Genomic DNA, 13,822 nt, shown 5'->3' with positions numbered 1-13,822 from the left:
CACCAGACTGACGACGAGACCCTATGGCCAATCCCAGCGCTAGCGCCTATAACGCAGACGCCATCGAAGTCCTCTCGGGCCTTGACCCGGTCCGCAAGCGGCCGGGCATGTACACCGATACCAGCCGCCCCAACCACCTGGCCCAGGAAGTCATCGACAACAGTGTCGACGAAGCCCTGGCCGGCCACGCGCGTTCGGTGCAGGTCATCCTGCATGCCGACCACTCGCTGGAAGTCAGCGACGACGGCCGTGGCATGCCGGTGGACATCCACCCGGAAGAGGGCGTGTCCGGGGTCGAGCTGATCCTCACCAAGCTGCACGCTGGCGGCAAGTTCTCCAACAAGAACTACCAGTTTTCTGGCGGCCTGCATGGTGTGGGCATTTCGGTGGTCAACGCCCTGTCGACCCAGGTGCGCGTGCGTGTCAAACGTGACGGCAACGAATACCAGATGACGTTCGCCGACGGCTTCAAGGCCAGCGAGCTGGAAGTGGTCGGCTCGGTCGGCAAGCGCAACACCGGCACCAGCGTGTACTTCAGCCCCGACCCCAAGTACTTCGACTCGGCCAAGTTCTCCATCAGCCGCCTCAAGCACGTGCTCAAGGCCAAGGCAGTACTGTGCCCGGGCCTGCTGGTCACCTTCGAGGACAAGGCCAGCGGCGAGAAGGTCGAGTGGCATTATGAAGATGGCCTGCGTTCTTACCTGGTCGATTCGGTCAGCGAATTCCAGCGTCTGCCCGACGAGCCGTTCTGCGGCAGCCTGGCTGGCAACAAGGAAGCCGTGGACTGGGCGTTGCTGTGGTTGCCAGAAGGTGGCGACAGCATCCAGGAAAGCTACGTCAACCTGATCCCCACCGCTCAGGGCGGCACCCATGTCAACGGCTTGCGTCAGGGCCTGCTGGATGCCATGCGTGAGTTCTGCGAGTTCCGCAATTTGCTGCCGCGTGGCGTGAAGCTTGCGCCAGAGGACATCTGGGAGCGCATTTCCTTCGTGCTCTCGATGAAAATGCAGGAGCCGCAGTTCTCTGGGCAGACCAAAGAGCGCCTGTCATCGCGCGAGGCGGCCGCGTTCGTTTCCGGCGTGGTCAAGGACGCCTTCAGCCTTTGGCTCAACGCCCACCCCGAGCTGGGCATGCAACTGGCAGAGCTGGCCATCAGCAACGCCGGGCGCCGCCTCAAGGCCAGTAAAAAGGTCGAACGCAAGCGCATCACCCAGGGCCCCGCACTGCCTGGCAAGCTGGCCGATTGCGCCGGCCAGGACCCGATGCGTGCCGAACTGTTCCTGGTTGAGGGTGACTCGGCAGGTGGCTCGGCCAAGCAGGCGCGGGACAAGGAGTTCCAGGCCATCCTGCCGCTGCGCGGCAAGATCCTCAACACCTGGGAAGTGGACGGTGGCGAAGTCCTGGCCAGCCAGGAAGTGCATAACATTGCCGTGGCCATCGGCGTAGATCCGGGTGCCACCGACCTTGCGCAGCTGCGCTACGGCAAGATCTGCATCCTCGCCGACGCCGACTCCGACGGGCTGCACATCGCCACGCTGCTGTGCGCGCTGTTCGTCCAGCACTTCCGTGCGCTGGTCGAGGCCGGGCATGTGTACGTGGCCATGCCGCCGCTGTACCGCATCGACCTTGGCAAGGAAATCTACTACGCCCTCGACGAAGCCGAGCGTGACGGCATTCTCGACCGCCTGGTGGCCGAGAAGAAGCGCGGCAAGCCGCAGGTCACCCGCTTCAAGGGCCTGGGCGAGATGAACCCGCCACAGCTGCGCGAAACCACCATGGACCCGAACACCCGGCGCCTGGTGCAGTTGACCCTGGATGACGTGGAGGCCACCTGCGAGCTGATGGACAAGCTGTTGGCCAAGAAGCGCGCCGGTGACCGCAAGAGTTGGCTGGAAACCAAAGGCAACCTGGCCGAGGTCATGGTTTGATTCGGCAAGTACTTGCCGTTTGCCTTGCGCTGGTTGCCCTGCCTTGCCTGGCGGGCAACTGGCCAGAGCTGAAGCTCAGTGGCGAGCACCCGATCGATGGCATGCGCGGTGGCAACCTGTCTGGCCTGGCGCAATGTCGGGGCGGGCTGTGGGGTGTTTCCGATCGCGACGACGACCGCATTTACCGCTTCGACCAGCAGAACACCACCTGGCGCGCACAACCGCTTACCTTCACCCCGCCAACGCCGCCGGAAAGCGGCCTGCCGTGGGGGCTGAAGTCGCGCAACTGGGCAGCGTCGTACATTCGCGGTGGCGAGCTGGATTTCGAAGGCATCACCTGTGACCAGGCGGGTAACCTGTACCTGGTCAGTGAAGCCCATGCCGCGGTGCTGCAATTGCCGCTGCAAGGCGAGCCGGACTGGTTGAAGATCGACCCGGCCATGGTGCGTCAGGCCCGGGCCAGTGGCATGTTGCTGAACTTCAATGCCTTGTTCGAAGGCTTGGCGATCAACCCGGCGGGGGACCGTCTGTGGCTGGCCGCCGAGCGTGAACGCCGCGGCCTGGTGGCTATCGAGCGCCAGCAATCGGTATGGACCTGCGGGCGTAGTTGCGTGCTGCTGAGCGAGGCCGGGGTCGAGATGCAGCCGGCGCAAATGCCCGATGCCCGGGCCTTGTCGCGCGATTTCGCCGACCTGGCCTGGTACGAGGGCAAGCTGTTTACCCTCGAACGTAACGCCTACCGGGTGTGCCGGCGGGATGCCGACAGTGGCAAGGTCGAGCGTTGCTGGTCGTTCGCTGCCGATGCGCTGGTGGAATCACGCCGCTATTCGCAGCCGTTTGGCCTTGCCGAAGCACTGGTGATCGATGCCAAGGGCGCCTGGATAGGCCTGGACAACAACAACGGCGCCCGCGCCGATGGCGAAACCCGCCCGATCGTCTGGCGTTTTGATGCGCCGCAAGGCGGCTGGAGCGCCAAGCCATGAGCCAGGCGCCGGGCAAGCGCGCGGGCAGGGTGCTGATGGTCGTCGCTTGGGCGGCGGCGCTGTTCCTTGCCACGCGCTTTTTCGGCCAATGGGAAGACAGCCAGCGCAACCCCAATAGCCAGGTGCAGTCCGAGCATGGCGAAGGTTTTATCGAAGTGCGCCTGTTGGGCAACGGCCAAGGGCACTTCGTGCTCGACGGTGCGATCAACGGCCAGGTGGTGCACTTCATGCTCGACACCGGTGCCACCGACGTGGCGATCCCTGAAGCGCTGGCCCGCGAGTTGAACCTCGAACGCGGCAGCCCGGTGCTGCTCAGCACTGCCAACGGCCGTACCGAGGGTTACCGCACGCGTCTGGCAAGCCTGCAATTGGGCGATATCCGCCTGCAGGACGTACGCGCCATCGTGGTACCGGGCCTGGACGGGCCCACCGTATTGCTGGGCATGAGTGCCCTGCAGCAACTTGAATTTACCCAGCGCGGCGGCACCATGCTGTTGCGCCAGAACCTGAAATGACGAGGCCCGCATGAGCGACTCACTGGAACTCAGCCTGGACGGTGTCGAACGCCGCTCGCTGGCTGACTTCACCGAACAGGCCTACCTCAACTACTCCATGTACGTGATCATGGACCGCGCCTTGCCGCACATCGGCGACGGCCTGAAGCCGGTGCAGCGACGCATCGTCTACGCCATGAGCGAGTTGGGGCTCGATGCCGATTCCAAGCACAAGAAGTCGGCGCGTACCGTCGGTGACGTGCTCGGCAAGTTCCATCCCCACGGCGACTCGGCCTGCTACGAGGCCATGGTGCTGATGGCGCAGCCGTTCAGCTACCGCTATACCCTGGTCGATGGCCAGGGCAACTGGGGTGCGCCGGACGATCCGAAGTCATTCGCCGCCATGCGTTACACCGAAGCGCGGTTGTCGCGCTACGCCGAAGTGCTGCTTAGCGAAGTCGGCCAGGGCACCGTGGACTGGGTGCCGAACTTCGACGGCACCTTGCAGGAGCCGGCCGTGTTACCGGCGCGCCTGCCCAATATCCTGCTCAATGGCACCACCGGTATCGCCGTGGGCATGGCCACCGACGTGCCGCCGCACAACCTGCGTGAAGTAGCCAGCGCGTGCGTGCGCCTGCTCGACGAGCCCAAGGCCACCATCGAGCAGCTGTGCGAGCATATCCAGGGGCCGGATTACCCGACCGAGGCCGAAATCGTCACGCCACGGGCCGAAATCCTCAAAATGTACGAAAGTGGCCGTGGCTCGATCCGCATGCGCGCCGTGTACCGTGTCGAGGATGGCGACGTCGTTGTCACCGCGCTGCCGCACCAGGTCTCCGGGGCCAAGGTGCTGGAGCAGATCGCCGCACAGATGCAGGCCAAGAAGCTGCCGATGGTCGCCGACCTGCGCGACGAGTCGGACCACGAAAACCCGTGCCGTATCGTCATCATCCCTCGGTCCAATCGCGTGGATGCCGACGAGCTGATGCAGCACCTGTTTGCCACCACCGACCTGGAGAGCACCTACCGGGTCAACGTGAATATCATCGGCCTCGACGGCCGGCCGCAGTTGAAAAACCTGCGAACCATCCTGGTGGAGTGGCTGGAGTTCCGTACCAATACCGTTCGTCGCCGCTTGCAGCACCGTCTGGATAAGGTCGAGAAGCGCTTGCACCTGTTGGACGGTTTGCTCACCGCGTTCCTCAACCTGGATGAAGTGATCCACATCATCCGTACCGAGGAGCACCCCAAGCAGGCGTTGATCGCCCGCTTCGAACTCACCGAAATCCAGGCCGACTACATCCTCGAGACCCGCCTGCGGCAGTTGGCGCGCCTGGAAGAAATGAAGATCCGCGGCGAACAGGACGAGTTGCTGAAGGAGCAAGCCAAGCTGCAGGCCCTGCTGGGCAGCGAGGCCAAACTGCGCAAGTTGGTGCGCAGCGAGCTGATCAAGGATGCCGAAACCTATGGCGACGATCGCCGTTCGCCAATTGTCGAGCGCGCCGAAGCCAAGGCCCTGTCGGAAAACGAGCTGATGCCGACCGAGCCGGTCACCGTGGTGCTCTCCGAGAAGGGCTGGGTGCGCTGCGCCAAGGGCCATGACATCGACGCCACCGGCCTTTCCTACAAGGCTGGCGACGGCTTCAAGGCCGCTGCGGCCGGGCGCTCCAACCAGTTTGCCGTGCTGATCGATTCCACCGGGCGCAGCTACTCGCTGCCCGCCCACAGCCTGCCATCGGCGCGTGGCCAGGGCGAGCCGCTGACAGGCCGCCTGACACCGCCACCGGGGGCCACTTTCGAATGCGTATTGCTGCCTGATGACGATGCGCTGTACGTGGTGGCTTCGGATGCCGGCTACGGCTTCGTGGTCAAAGGTGAAGACCTGCAGGCCAAGAACAAGGCCGGCAAAGGTTTGCTCAGCCTGCCCAACGGCGCCAAGGTCATGACCCCACGCCCGGTGGCGGACCGCGAGCAGGACTGGCTGGCGGCGGTGACCACCGAAGGTCGCCTGTTGGTGTTCAAGGTCAGCGACCTGCCACAGCTGGGTAAAGGCAAGGGCAACAAGATCATTGGCGTGCCCGGCGATCGGGTGGCCAGCCGTGAAGAATTTGTCACCGATCTGGCCGTGATTCCCGAAGGTGCAACCCTTGTATTGCAGGCCGGCAAGCGTACCCTGTCTTTGAAAGGGGACGATCTGGAGCATTACAAGGGCGAGCGTGGGCGGCGCGGCAGCAAGCTGCCACGCGGGTTCCAGCGCGTCGATGGGTTGCAGGTGGAAGTGCCGGCGTAACGACCAGAAATGTCTGGAACGGCAATTTCAGCGCCGTTCCGGGCAGAAATGCTGGAGTCGGACGGTTATTTCGCGGATGATATGGCCCTTGCGGTGCCGACGTAGTCGTGTGCCCGTTTGAATCTACATGTATCACTGCGGTGTGCCTTGTGGCGGCCGCCTGGATGGGATGATGAAATTTCTGCGCCTTCCATTTGCGCTGTTGATGACTGGCCTGCTGGGCCTTGGCGGGTGCACCATGCATCAGCCGGTTGCCCTGTACCAGCTCGACAGTGGTGATCCTGGCCAGCCTTCGCAGAGTGCGGGCATGGCCGTGGTGCTCGGCCCGGTATCGGTGGCCGATTACCTGCAGCGTGAAACCTTTCTGCAGCGTCAAGCCGATGGCAGCCTGAGTGCGGCGACCGACGGCCGTTGGGCTGGCAGCCTTTCGTCGGATATCGACCAACTGCTGGTGCGCCAACTGGCCTGGCGTCTGGACAGCCAACGCGTTGTGCTGGCACCGGCGACCACGGGCTTCAGCCCGGACGTGCAGGTGTTGTTGTCGATCACTCGCCTGGACTCGGGCAAGGATCAGCCGGCCATACTGGATGCCCAGTGGCGTCTGCTCGACCGCCGTGGCCATGTGCGTGACAACCGTATCGTTCACCTCGAACAGCCGCACGAGGGCAGTGAATCGTCGCAGGTTCAGGCTCAGGGCCAACTGCTGCAGAAGCTGGCCGAACAGCTGAGCACAGCGCTGAAGCCGCTGGCCAACCAGCCGGCGATTGCCGAAGAGTCGCCTAAAAAGCCCGCTGCGCCGGTACAGGTGAAGAAGGCACCGGAGAAATCCAAGATCCCGATGGCCTCCCCGATTCGTACCGATATGGAAGTTTATCGGTTCTGATCGAACTGCCAGGTACGAAAAAGCCCGCGATCATGCGGGCTTTTTTTTGCCTCTACAGAGAGGCCGCTTCCATAGCTGTCAGGCCCTGCGCTCGTGCATCCGCGCCAGCTGCCGTTCCAGCATCGACGGGTAGGGCTCCATCAGGCGCTCTACGCAGCAGGCGCCTTCTGGGCTGGCAATCGGACGAATGCGGGCGCGCTGACGAATCAGCGCGTCATCGCTGATCTGCCGCTCCACCAACAACAGGTTGCGGCTGTGCTGCGACAGTGCCAAAGCATCCTGAACCTTCTCGGCCATCAGCAGATCAACCAGTTCCAGCCCATGCAGGTCGTTGCCCAGCACCAGGCCCAGTTGCAGCTGCAAGGTGATGCCGCTGTCGGCCACTTCGATCTGCAGAGCATGGCCCAGGGCGCGCAACAGCTCGCCGCAACAAATGGCGTTGGTCAGATAGTCTTCGCCACACTCGCGGCTGTGGAACAGCACCAGGGTGCTGCCATCGTCGAGCGTGTGGGTTTCGCCGTCGTAGAGTGAGGCCGCGTGCTCCAGGCAGTCGCGGTAGCGCTCGGTCAGCTCGGTCAGGCGTGTGCGTGGCAGGCGGCGCAGTTGCTCCTGCGAGCCCAGCTGCACGGCCAGTACGGCGCTGTACTGCGGCTCATCGGACTCGACCAGCGCGGCGGCTTTGGGCGCAGGGTCGTCGTCCAGCAGGCCGGCGAAGGCTTCGTCGTCATGCTCGTCTTCCACGGCGACAACCTTGGCGCGCGGCGCGGCCTTGGCGGGGGGGGCAGCTTCGTGCAGGTCGTCAAACGACTCGTCGTCGTCTTCCTCGAGCTCTGGTTCTGGCGGCGGCGGTGGAGCCAGGCGTGCATGCAGCTGGCGGGCGATGTCGCCAATCTCGTCCTGGCGGTCGGTGGCCGGGGTATAGGGCTGTGGGTCGCGCAGCCATACCCGCAGTTGCAGCAGCGGCAGGGTGATGTAGCGGCCTTGACGCAAGCTCAGGGCCAAGGCCAGGGCCAGCAGAATCGCGGCCAGAATGCCCATGCTCTGCAGGCTGATCAACATCGGCTGCTGGAACTGGCTCATGTCCAGGCTGATGCGCAACTGCCCGGCTGTCACGTCCTGGAAGGTGATCTTGGTCTGGTACAGGCCTTCGGCTTCGCCCAACAGGCTGTTGCGCGGGCGCTGGCCAGCTTCGGCGAGGATACGGTTGTCCACGCTGTAGATCGCCGCATGGGCCACCAGCGGGTTTTTCACCAGGTTGCCGAGCAGCACATTGAGGCTGAGGATGTCGTTCGACACCAGCAGCTCGGTTGCCGACGTGGCAGTCTGGGTGGTCAGGCTCTGCCCCAGGGCATCGGCCTGCTCATGCATGGCCTGCTTGAACTGCAGGCCCATCACGCAGGCGTAGATCACCAGCGCCAGCGCCACCAGGAAGATGTTGGTGCAGGCGATGCGCAGTGCCAGCGGCACGCGACGTTGACTCAGGGCACGATAGATCATCAGGAAGAAGTTATCTGGTTTGACTGGCGTGGGCCGGTTCACTGAGCTCGGCTCTTAATGGCATGAAAGTGGGGGGAGTATAGCGAGCCGGGTTTTGTCGGCAAAGTATCGTTGGCGCCCGATGGTCATGGAAAATCGGTAGAATGCGCATTTTTCATCGAAGTCGGAGCCAGGTTGTGCGCGAAATCGTCCTGATCAACATCACCGGTGAGGACCGTCCCGGTCTCACTGCGGCTATCACCGGCGTCCTGCTGCAGGGCGGTGTGAGTATCCTCGACATCGGCCTGGCGGTCATGCACGGCACCTTGTCGTTTGGCATCCTGGTCGATATCCCGGACAACGAAGTGGCGACTGCCCTGCTGCAAAGCGTGCAGGCCAAGGCCCACGAGCTGAACCTGCAGGCCCGCTACACCCCGATTTCCGAGGCGGATTACCAGCACTGGGCCGATGGCCATGGCGAAGCGCGCCACATCGTTACGCTGCTCAGCCGCAAGATCACCCCCGAGCAGTTGCAGCGGGTGAGTGCGGTGATCAGCCAGTACGGCCTGACCATCGAGCGCATCGAGCGCCTGTCGGCCCGTGTGGCGCTGGATGCCGAAACCGACAAGGGCAAGGCAGCCGTCGAGATTTCCGTGCGCGGCGTACCGAGCGATGCCCAGGCCCTGCGTGCCGATTTCTTTGCCTTGGCTGAAGCGCTGAGCATCGACATCGCCTTCCAGAAAGACGACCTGTTCCGCCGCAACCGCCGCCTGGCCGTGTTCGACATGGATTCCACGCTGATTGAGGCTGAAGTCATCGACGAGCTGGCCAAGGCGGCCGGTGTGGGCGAGCAGGTCGCGGCGATCACCGAGCGTGCCATGCGCGGGGAGCTGGATTTCCGCGCCAGTTTCAAGGAGCGCATGGCGCTGCTCAAGGGCCTGGATGTGGGGGTGCTGGACGAAATCGGTGCCTCGCTGCGCCTGACCGAGGGTGCCGAAAACCTGTTCGCCGAGCTCAAGCGCCTGGGTTACAAGACTGCGATCCTGTCCGGTGGCTTTACCTACTTCGCCCGCCAGGTGCAGGCGCGCCTGGGTATCGACTATGTGTTCGCCAACGAGCTGGAAGTGGTCGATGGCAAGGTGACCGGGGTGGCGGTAGAGCCGATCGTCGACGCCCAGCGCAAAGCCGAGCTGTTGCAAAAGCTGGCCAACGAAGAAGGCTTGCAGCTGGAGCAGACCATTGCCGTGGGGGATGGTGCCAACGACCTGCCGATGCTGTCGCTGGCTGGGCTGGGTGTCGCGTTCCGTGCCAAGCCGCTGGTGCGCCAATCGGCCAAGCAGGCTATTTCTACCCTGGGGCTGGATGGCGTGCTGTACCTGCTGGGCCTACGCGACCGCGACGCGCGCGGCTAGTTTGTCGTTGTATCTTCAGTGCCTGTGAGATCGAGCGCCGCGCGGGTGGCGCTCGATCTCACAGGCGCTAAATAAACCGCGCCAGCCACTTCAAAGCAAAAACCGCAGTCAAGCCTGTGCAGGCTCTGCCAGCAGTTGCCCCATGCGCACTGCAGAACCAGCACCCAGGCTTTCAGCCCACTTCACCTGCTCCGGCCCGAACAGCACGATGGCGGTCGAGCCCAGCTTGAAGCGGCCCAGCTCGGCGCCCTTTTCCAGATGGATCGGCGCGCGGCTGGCTTCGTCGTAACGGAAGGTTTTCAGCTCACGCTTTGGCGGCGTGACCAGCCCGGCCCATACGGTTTCGATCGAGGCAACGATCATCGCGCCAACCAGCACCACAGCCATTGGCCCACGTTCGGTATCGAACAGGCAGACCACACGCTCGTTGCGAGCGAACAGCTCGGGAACGTTCTCTGCGGTGGTCTGGTTGACCGAGAACAGGCGGCCCGGCACATAGACCATTTCACGCAGGGTGCCGGCCAGCGGCATGTGCACGCGGTGGTAGTCCTTGGGCGACAGGTAAATGGTGGCGAACTCGCCGCCCATGAACGGCGCGGCCATGGCCGGGTCACCGCCCAGCAGCTCTTGCGCGCTGAAACCGTGGCCTTTGGCCTGGAAGATGCGGCCGTGCTCGATCGGGCCGAGCTGGCTGACAGCACCGTCGGCCGGGCACAGGATGGCGCCCGGGGTTTCGTCCAGCGGGCGGGCGCCTGGCTTCAGGGCGCGGGTGAAGAACGCGTTGAAATGCTCGTACGCGCTCAGGTCTTCGACCAGCGCTTCGCTCATGTTGACCTGATAGCGCTTGGCGAACCAGGCAGTGAAGGCATTTTTGAACCAGCGTGCGCGGCACTCGGCGACGCAGCCGGCCAGTCGCGACAGCAGGTGGTGCGGCAGCAGGTACTGGCTGATGATGAACAAACGGGATTTCATGCAGGTTCCTTAAACTTCTACAGGCGTGTCCGGGTGGTTGCCCCATTCGCTCCACGAGCCGGCGTAAGCCTTGACGCGTGGGTAGCCGAGGGCCTTGGCCACCAGATAAGTGAAGCCGGAGCGGCGGTGGGTCTGGCAATGGGTGATCACTTCCTTGTCCGGTGTGATGCCCAGCTCCAGCAGGACGTCGGCGATGTCCTGGCGAATGCGCAGGTGGTCGTTGAGGTCCATGCCGGCGGTCCACTCGAAGTTGATCGCACCGGGGATGTGGCCGCCCTTGGCTGCCAGCACTTTCTCGCCACTGAATTCCTGCGGGCCGCGCGCGTCCCAGATGACCAGGTCATCGGCGCCCAGGCGGCTTTGCAGGTACTCGCGCGTGGCCGTGGGGGCGCTGTCGATACGCAGGCGTACCCGGGCGTTGCCGCTGGCGGGCACTTCAGTGGACAGCGTATCTGCCGGCCAGGCCTGGATACCGCCATTGAGGTAGTGGTAGCCCTTGTGCCCGATCACATCGAGCAGCCAGATGAAACGCCCCGCCCAGCCGCCGCCTTCATCGTCGTACACCACATACACGGCGTCGTCGCGATGGCCGAGTTCGCTGAACAGTTTTTCCAGTTCGCCCAGGGCCGGCAGCAGGCCGGGCGCGGGTGGCTGGCCAAGCTGGGTGCGCTTGCCTTCGACAAAGCGTGCGCCGGGGATATGCCCGCTGACATAGCGGTTGGCGCTGCTCAGGTCGACCAGGATCAGCTGCGGCGAATCCAGGCGTGGCAGCAGGTCTGCAGCTTCGATCACCAGGGGCAGGCCGGAAAAGTCAGTCATCCACGGTCTCCAGTGTGGAAAGAGGGGCGATTGTAGCGCAAGGCTCAGCCCTTGCGGTTGGCAAACACCGACAGGGCGCGCTCGATGCATTGCGCGGTCTTGCCGACAGCTTGCACGCTGATATCGGCCAAGGGCCGACAGCCCTGGTCGGCCACCAGCAGCATCAGCACCTGGTCGTTCACCGCCAATGAGCGCAGCAGTACATGCTCGCTGCGGAACAAGGCACGCAGCGGGGCGGGCAGCAGGGCCGAAAACTGGCTGTGGTTTTCCGGGGTTATGCGCAGTTGCCCAGCCTGGCTCATCAGCTTTTGCAGCAGCTTGTTCTGCGACACCTGCAGGGCCAAAGCCCCGGCTTCCTTGGGCAGGCCGGCAATCTGCTGTACGCGCAGGTAGTCACTGGCCTTGTCCAGGCTCAACAGCATGATGCGTTGCATGCCGCAGGCCAGCAGGGCCTCGCGGGCCTGGGTGGCCAGGTGCACGGTGTTGGTGAACGGGCTGGGTTGGGCCAGCAGGTCCTGGCACAGTGTGCGCCAGCGTGCCAGGTCGTCGCTGCTGGGCGGTGGCGGGGCCAGCATGTCCGGGTGCGGGCGGCGTTGGTGCCACGGCCAGATCAACGCTTCTGCCGGATGGAACAAGGCATGTCGGGCGTGGCGGCGGGCGCTGGCAGCGGCCTGCTGGTGCACCTGATGCTGCACGTCTTCCAGCGAGGTCTGCAGGTACAACGCAGTCAGCAGTTGCCAGCGCAGCAAGTGTGGGTTGTCCCAGCCGACCTGTGCTGCCAGTGCCAGGTTGTTGGCCAGCAACACGGTATTGGCCGGCTGGTTGAACCAGCGCCGCAGGCCGGGCTCGGCGTCCAGGCGGTGCTGCTGGCTGAGCAGGTCTTCGTCGCGGGCGATGTTCAGCACCTGGGCCAGTTGATCGCGTTCTTCCAGCAGCAGGCGGTAACCCTGGGTGACCCATTGTGGCAGGCGCCAGTACTCGGCCATGGTCTGGCACAGCGCCATGATGCGCACGCCAAACAGTTCTTCCTCCACCCCTGCTGCGTCCTCCCCCTTGTGGATTACCCGCAACTCCCAGATATCGAGCAACTTGGGGTAGGCCAGCGCCAGCGGCCACAGTGGCGAAAGGAACAGCAGGCTGCCCCAGTGAATTTCCTGCCAGAGCCGTGCCAGGCGGCTGGCGAACAGACCACTGGCCTGCTGTGCGGCGTGCTGGCTGATCATCTGGAACTGGCACAGTACCGGCGGGATTTCTTCCACAGGCAACGCTGGCAGGCGTCTGAGCAGCTGTTCGCTGCGCTCCAGGCCCAGGCGGTTGAGTGCGACTTCCAGGCTTTCGGCGGGCTCGGCCAGGCTGGCATTGGTGGGGTGATTGGCTTCGCGCATCACCGACAGCACCAGTGCCGGGCTGTCCTGCATCAGTTCGGCGATATCGCGCAGCGAGCGGCGGCTATCGTTTATGGCGGCCATGACCCGGTCGTAGCTGTGCTTCGGCACGGGGATGCGAACACTCTCGAGCAGCTTTACCCAGGCCTCTAACGTACGCGGGGCCTGAGCGGGCACCTTGGTTTCAATTGGCATTTTGACATCAGTCCGAACTGGCTTTTCGCATTGAGTGGCTATAGTCTGGCGCAGTTCTGCCGATAAGTAGAAGAAGAGTTTTAAAGCTCCCGTCTCTTCCCCTGACCACGACAGCAAGTGCTTTGAACCTATGGCTAAAATTATCGGCATCATCGTCGTATTCGCGAGCGTGCTCGGCGGCTACGTGCTCTCCCACGGCAAAATCGCAGCGCTGATCCAGCCGTTCGAAGTACTGATCATTGGCGGTGCGGCCTTTGGTGCGTTCCTGCAGGCCAACCCTGGCCACATGACCATGCACGTCATCAAGAAGTCGATGAAAATGTTCGGCTCGCGCTTCAGCCATGCCTTCTATCTGGAGGTGTTGGGCCTGGTGTACGAGATCCTCAACAAGAGCCGTCGCGAAGGCATGATGGCCATCGAGGCCGACATCGAGGACGCCGCCGCCAGCCCGATTTTCGCCAAGTACCCGACGGTACTGGCCGATGAACGCATGACTGCGTTCGTCTGCGACTACCTGCGCATCATGTCTACCGGCAACATGGCCCCGCACGAGCTCGAGGGCCTGTTCGACATGGAACTGCTGAGCATGAAAGAAGAGCTGGAGCACCCGTCGCACGCGGTGACCGGCATCGCCGACGGCATGCCGGGCTTCGGCATCGTCGCGGCGGTACTGGGTATCGTGGTGACCATGGCCTCGCTGGGCGAAGGTGACCAGGCGGCCATCGGCATGCACGTGGGTGCGGCGCTGGTCGGTACCTTCTTCGGTATTCTGGCGGCGTACGGCTTCTTCGGCCCGCTGGCCAAGTGCCTGGAGCACGACGCCAAGGAAGAGCTGAACTTGTACGAATCGATCAAGGCTTCGCTGGTGGCCTCTGCCTCGGGCATGCCGCCTTCGTTGGCGGTCGAGTTCGGGCGCAAGGTGCTGTACCCCAAGCACCGCCCAAGCTTCGCCGAACTGGAACAAGCGGTTCGCGGTCGCTGAGTC

At 63.8% G+C, this 13,822-nt stretch carries 11 protein-coding genes; 7 read left to right on the top strand and 4 right to left on the bottom strand.

Annotated features, from left to right (window positions below; all coding sequences use genetic code 11):
* Window positions 1–23: 23 nt before the first annotated feature.
* From parE to ACNQP3_RS26490, 5 genes are all read left to right on the top strand, one after another.
* The gene (gene parE, locus ACNQP3_RS26510) at window positions 24–1,928 is read left to right on the top strand and encodes a DNA topoisomerase IV subunit B (protein ID WP_060493956.1); all 1,905 of its coding nucleotides are present in this window, start codon (window positions 24–26) and stop codon (window positions 1,926–1,928) included.
* On the top strand, window positions 1,925–2,911 hold the full coding sequence (locus ACNQP3_RS26505) for an esterase-like activity of phytase family protein (protein WP_012274478.1): 987 nt from the start codon (window positions 1,925–1,927) through the stop codon (window positions 2,909–2,911). Before parE ends, ACNQP3_RS26505 begins: the two co-directional genes overlap by 4 nt.
* Complete coding sequence (locus ACNQP3_RS26500) at window positions 2,908–3,426, top strand: retropepsin-like aspartic protease family protein (protein WP_012274477.1); 519 nt, start codon at window positions 2,908–2,910, stop codon at window positions 3,424–3,426. The genes ACNQP3_RS26505 and ACNQP3_RS26500 overlap by 4 nt, the downstream gene beginning before the upstream one ends.
* A gap of 10 nt (window positions 3,427–3,436) precedes the next feature.
* Complete coding sequence (gene parC / locus ACNQP3_RS26495; protein WP_012274476.1) at window positions 3,437–5,695, top strand: DNA topoisomerase IV subunit A; 2,259 nt, start codon at window positions 3,437–3,439, stop codon at window positions 5,693–5,695.
* A 172-nt stretch (window positions 5,696–5,867) separates the two neighbouring features.
* The gene (locus tag ACNQP3_RS26490; protein WP_041166608.1) at window positions 5,868–6,578 is read left to right on the top strand and encodes a PqiC family protein; all 711 of its coding nucleotides are present in this window, start codon (window positions 5,868–5,870) and stop codon (window positions 6,576–6,578) included.
* A gap of 78 nt (window positions 6,579–6,656) precedes the next feature.
* On the opposite strand, the gene ACNQP3_RS26485 is transcribed toward ACNQP3_RS26490, so the two are convergent.
* Entirely contained in the window at window positions 6,657–8,117 is a 1,461-nt protein-coding gene (locus ACNQP3_RS26485; RefSeq protein WP_041166607.1) for an AhpA/YtjB family protein, read from the bottom strand.
* Window positions 8,118–8,251: 134 nt separating this feature from the next.
* Here ACNQP3_RS26485 and serB point away from each other — a divergent pair, with 134 nt between their 5' ends.
* Complete coding sequence (serB, locus tag ACNQP3_RS26480; protein ID WP_012274473.1) at window positions 8,252–9,466, top strand: phosphoserine phosphatase SerB; 1,215 nt, start codon at window positions 8,252–8,254, stop codon at window positions 9,464–9,466.
* A gap of 108 nt (window positions 9,467–9,574) precedes the next feature.
* Here serB and asd read toward each other — a convergent pair whose 3' ends face one another.
* From asd to ACNQP3_RS26465, 3 genes are read right to left on the bottom strand one after another with little or no spacing between them, the layout of a single operon-like run.
* On the bottom strand, window positions 9,575–10,438 hold the full coding sequence (gene asd, locus ACNQP3_RS26475; protein ID WP_264316609.1) for an archaetidylserine decarboxylase: 864 nt from the start codon (window positions 10,436–10,438) through the stop codon (window positions 9,575–9,577).
* Between the two features lie 9 nt (window positions 10,439–10,447).
* Window positions 10,448–11,257, bottom strand: coding sequence for a rhodanese-like domain-containing protein (locus ACNQP3_RS26470; protein WP_264316608.1), 810 nt, complete (start codon window positions 11,255–11,257; stop codon window positions 10,448–10,450).
* A gap of 44 nt (window positions 11,258–11,301) precedes the next feature.
* A complete protein-coding gene (locus ACNQP3_RS26465) occupies window positions 11,302–12,837 on the bottom strand; it encodes an HDOD domain-containing protein (RefSeq protein WP_264316607.1) in 1,536 nt (511 codons plus the stop codon).
* A 130-nt stretch (window positions 12,838–12,967) separates the two neighbouring features.
* On the opposite strand from ACNQP3_RS26465, the gene motA reads away from it, so the two are divergent.
* Complete coding sequence (gene motA / locus ACNQP3_RS26460) at window positions 12,968–13,819, top strand: flagellar motor stator protein MotA (RefSeq protein WP_012274469.1); 852 nt, start codon at window positions 12,968–12,970, stop codon at window positions 13,817–13,819.
* Window positions 13,820–13,822 lie beyond the last annotated feature (3 nt).

Origin of the sequence: Pseudomonas sp. LFS074 (genome assembly GCF_047978165.1) — a bacterium.
In the GTDB taxonomy this organism is placed as follows: Bacteria; Pseudomonadota; Gammaproteobacteria; order Pseudomonadales; family Pseudomonadaceae; genus Aquipseudomonas; species Aquipseudomonas putida_P.
This window is presented reverse-complemented; position numbering and strand designations above follow the sequence as displayed.